Genomic DNA, 4,085 nt, shown 5'->3' with positions numbered 1-4,085 from the left:
GCTGAAGGGAGTGTCAATAAATTAAAGGTGATTAAAAGAATCATGTATGGTCGTTGTAGTTTCAAATTACTAAAATTTAAATTATTACGATTAGAATTGCAAAAAATCAACTAAAGTTGGAAAGAACCTATCGTGCGCTTACGATTCCCTGATGATAAAACCCGGTATTTTTAGTTTATATTATACAGATGATGAAAAATACATCCTGCTTCCTTTCTTCTGGCTGCCGGAAGACACGCTGGAACTGCGATGCCGTCGGGACCATGTTCTCTACGACGTCTGGCAGAAGCGGGGGATTCATCCAGACGACGGAAGGGAACGTCATCCATTATGGTTTCATCGAGAAGTTCATCGAACGCCTGGGGGAAACGTACCACATACGGGAAATCGCCTATGACAGGTGGACGCTACCCAGATGGTGCAGAACCTGGAAGACATGGGGTTTACCATGGTCCCTTTCGGCCAGGGGTTCAAGGATATGTCGCCGCTGTCGAAGGAACTGTTCAAGCTCCTGATGGAAGGGAACATCATCCATGGCGGCAATCCTGTCCTCAAATGGATGGCCGGCAACGTCGTCATGCGGTAGGACCCGGCTGGGAATATCAAGCCGGACAAAGAAAAATCCGTCGAAAAAATCGACGGATTCGTAGCGTCCATCATGGCACTGGACCGCTGCATCCGCAACGGGACAGGCAGTGTCTATGATGAACGAGGCGTTATTGCGTTTTGATTCTTGTCAGCCGGCTGCAGCCACCTGGAGTTTCAGGTCGAGGGCCTGCATGAGCTTGACGAGGGTATCGAGCTTTGGCGTTGTCTTCAGGGTTTCGATACGGGCTACCGAGGACTGGGGGATGCCGCATCGCTCTGCAAGGGCGCGCTGGCTGATGCCCAGTTCCTGTCTCCGCCGGATGATAGAGGAAACAATGTTGCTTACTTCTTCGATTTCTTCCATATTGCGGCGTTCTTCTTCGCTAACTGCCTTTACATGATTTTTATAGTCTTCCCAGGTTCTCATTGTGCTGCCTCCTTCTGGCGGATGTAATCGTCACGTTCTGCTTTGGCACGGATCTCCCGTTTCGGTGTTTTCTGTGATTTTTTGCGGAAATGATGGAGCAGTACATACTGGCTCTCATCATAGTAGAAATAAAAGACCCGGTTGTTTCCTGGACGCAGTTCCCAGATATCTTCTTCCAGATGTTTTGTGATGTTGACCGGCAGATTGGTACCGTTTTGGGCGAGCAGGTCGATGTAGAAGATAATCTGGTTGTACTGGACACGGGCATCTTTGCTGTTTTTGCTTTTCACCCGCAAGGCTTCCAGAAAATCCCAGACTTCTGATTCGCTGTGCTGGTTCTCATAAAATTCAATCTTGTACATCATGATCTCCTTTATATTCCTATTTAGATGATAGCATAAATGCTATCAAAAAGCAAGAGAGGCAAAGCCTCAGTTAGTGTCAAGAAGTTTTCGGTCTTTTCTTTAGACCTAGATAATAAGCGATGTTTTATTCCCACGTTTTTACAAAATATGTGCCATTTGCAACCCTTTTGCCAGCTTTCCTAACGGACTGCTTGCAGAACTGTACGTCCCGATACTTCCTCGATGTACGCCATTGTGGGGCTGCATAGATACTCGCTTCATCACTCGGTCTCATGATGTTTTTAAATCGCTGGCTGATTGGCTTATAGGCCGTACGTCCCCATTGGTCATACACGGCATCCCATTCTTCGTTTTTCATGGCTGTAATGAGTGTACCATGGCTTCCGCCCCTTCCTGGCTTCAGCACCGTCCCTGATGTTTCATGCGATAGCTGTATATGCGATGTCCCGACTCGCACACTCCGGGCTGCATCAGATTGCCTTTCTTCGGTAGCTGTCGCTGGCTCAGTGGTTTGAAATGCGGGTGTTTTTAGCACGAAAAAACATCTATTTAAGTAAAACTACCATTCATAAATATATGAATAAGCAATTAGGCTTAAAATCCATTGTAAGGCGGAAAAAGCAAGGCTATGTAAAAGGGACGCGCATAAGATATTTTCTAATCTTTTACATCAAGATTTTACCGCTGAATCAAAGAATAGCAAATGGTGTACCGATTTCACGTACTTATTTTTAACAGATGGCAGCCCGCGTTATAATTGTGCCATCATTGATCTTTATAACCGCAGTATCGTTGTCAGTATAAATGGAAAAGAAATAACGAGTGATCTTGCTATCCGAACTGTAAAAAAGGCGCTGAATTTTCAACCGGCTATTAAACAACCACTTATCCTTCATAGTGATCAGGGGACGCAATTTAGTTCAAAGGAGTTTGTCTCCTTCTGCAAGTCGGTGAAAATTACCCAAAGTATGAATAAAGCTGGCTGTCTCTATGATAATGCGCCCATGGAAAGATAGTACAACACACTAAAAAATGAAAAGATCAACTTACATTACTACCATTCGGAGGAAGAACTTGATCAAGCTGTCAATAATTTTTCCTATATTTGGTATAATCATGTACGGCCCCATTCTTACAACAACAATATGATTCCATTTGAGGCCAGATTTAGACGTTAAAAAGTAGACTCAAGTGTTACAAAAATGCTTGACCACTACAGTTACGGTCTCTAGGAACAGCAATGTCCACATTCCTAAAGCTGGTACGCAGTGTCTTAGAACTATGCCCATTGCAACTATTGGTTGTATTCTTGTTTTTGTAGTCATATTTGCTGTACCCTAATGCATCATCCAGTTCAGAATTTAATCCATTTTTCATAAATTCAGCAATGGTATCTTTGAATAAATCCTGGATATCATCCATGCGGGTGATGTTGCTTATTTGCAATAATTCACGAAGAGCCATTTGCTTTTCCTCCTCGGTATTATGTTGATTTTCGTCAATTTACATGATACCTAAAGGGAGGAGCATTTGGATCTTTTGATTTTTTAAGTTTACACCATTATACGGACTTTGCCGTATGTGTCAAGAAGTTCTCTGTAAATGTATTGACCTAGATAATAGTGCACCATCGACTTTGCTTAGTTATAAAAATGCAGGCGTTGAAAAATGTTTTGCTAACTTATCTATGGTACTGCTGAACGGACTTGTATTACAAATGCGTCCGTGATGAATCCCTACATGCGTTTGAAAGCCAAAGAAAAAATGCCTTCGAAAAAATTATCCACAGCAATTGACACTATCATATTGTAATAAAATATTTAAAATACCTATTCTAAATGGTACAACAATATGTTAATATGCACATATGGAGAGTGTGTGTGATATATGAGCGTTACATAATGATTTAGCGAAGCGGATAAGATAATCGCTATTCTTTTTTAAAGCATTACTATTTTTTACAAATCTTATGTATGGAGAGTGAGCCTATTGAGTTACGTATACATTACAGAAGAAGGAGCCCGGGTACAGAAAAAAGGAGGGCGATTTCTTGTAGGCAGAAATTTGGAAATTATGTTCGAAATTCCTGAAGAGACATTAGAAGGATTAGTCTTGATCGGTAGTGTACAAATTTCTTCGCAAGCAATGATTTCATTGTTGCAGCTCGGAATCCCCGTGACTTGGATTTCCCATACAGGAAAATTTTTTGGTCGTTTGGAATCGACAAGTCATGTAAATGTATTTAAACAACAGAAACAAGTTCTCATGCAAAATACGGCTTTTTCTTTAGCTGTCAGCAAACAAGTCATATTGGCGAAAGTTCATAATCAGCTCATTATTTTGCAGAGACATGCTCGAAAAGAAAGTATAGGGCAAGTGGAAAAGGCTATGCAACAAATCAAAGCTATACGCAAACATATCCATACGGCTGCAGACAGAGAAGAATTGATGGGGTATGAGGGTTTGTCAAGTTAAGTGTGTAAGTTTTTTTAGGTATCATAAAAGAAGATGCGTTACCAGTGATTGCTGGCTTTAAAATTTCTCGTATTTCAGGATACGAGCTTGCAGCTTATCATCCATAGCCAACTGGTTTCTGACCATCGCCCAGTTCTGGATATGATGCCCTTCCCACTTGGCATAGAGTTCCTTTACCCTGAGATAGAGAACCTTGAAGACAGATTCCTCGCTGGAGAACGAGCCCTTCT

The 4,085-nt window shown here is 42.0% G+C and carries 7 protein-coding genes; 4 read left to right on the top strand and 3 right to left on the bottom strand.

Annotated elements, in window-relative coordinates; all coding sequences use genetic code 11:
• The first annotated feature begins 151 nt into the window (after positions 1-151).
• Positions 152-397, top strand: coding sequence for a hypothetical protein (locus tag AB840_RS18490; RefSeq protein WP_200810009.1), 246 nt, complete (start codon positions 152-154; stop codon positions 395-397).
• Positions 398-415: 18 nt separating this feature from the next.
• Positions 416-586, top strand: coding sequence for a terminase TerL endonuclease subunit (locus AB840_RS18485; RefSeq protein ID WP_234984954.1), 171 nt, complete (start codon positions 416-418; stop codon positions 584-586).
• Positions 587-736: 150 nt separating this feature from the next.
• On the opposite strand, the gene AB840_RS14935 is transcribed toward AB840_RS18485, so the two are convergent.
• Together AB840_RS14935 and AB840_RS14930 are read right to left on the bottom strand one after the other, a co-directional pair.
• Positions 737-1,015, bottom strand: coding sequence for a helix-turn-helix domain-containing protein (locus AB840_RS14935; protein ID WP_048515625.1), 279 nt, complete (start codon positions 1,013-1,015; stop codon positions 737-739).
• Positions 1,012-1,380: a type II toxin-antitoxin system RelE/ParE family toxin gene (locus tag AB840_RS14930; RefSeq protein WP_234984955.1), complete on the bottom strand. Its 369-nt coding sequence runs from the start codon at positions 1,378-1,380 to the stop codon at positions 1,012-1,014. The genes AB840_RS14935 and AB840_RS14930 overlap by 4 nt, the downstream gene beginning before the upstream one ends.
• A gap of 587 nt (positions 1,381-1,967) precedes the next feature.
• Here AB840_RS14930 and AB840_RS18380 point away from each other — a divergent pair.
• The gene (locus AB840_RS18380; protein WP_078791852.1) at positions 1,968-2,396 is read left to right on the top strand and encodes a DDE-type integrase/transposase/recombinase; all 429 of its coding nucleotides are present in this window, start codon (positions 1,968-1,970) and stop codon (positions 2,394-2,396) included.
• A 178-nt stretch (positions 2,397-2,574) separates the two neighbouring features.
• Here AB840_RS18380 and AB840_RS14920 read toward each other — a convergent pair whose 3' ends face one another.
• Positions 2,575-2,844, bottom strand: a complete 270-nt coding sequence (locus AB840_RS14920) for a transposase (RefSeq protein WP_053078219.1) — start codon at positions 2,842-2,844, stop codon at positions 2,575-2,577.
• 525 nt (positions 2,845-3,369) lie between these two features.
• Here AB840_RS14920 and cas1 point away from each other — a divergent pair.
• Positions 3,370-3,855, top strand: coding sequence for a CRISPR-associated endonuclease Cas1 (gene cas1 / locus AB840_RS14915; RefSeq protein WP_048515626.1), 486 nt, complete (start codon positions 3,370-3,372; stop codon positions 3,853-3,855).
• The last annotated feature ends 230 nt before the right edge of the window (positions 3,856-4,085 follow it).

Origin of the sequence: Megasphaera cerevisiae DSM 20462, from assembly GCF_001045675.1 — a bacterium.
Lineage (GTDB): Bacteria > Bacillota > Negativicutes > Veillonellales > Megasphaeraceae > Megasphaera > Megasphaera cerevisiae.
Note: the sequence above shows the minus strand (reverse complement) of the source record. Positions and strands in the feature narration are given on the sequence as shown.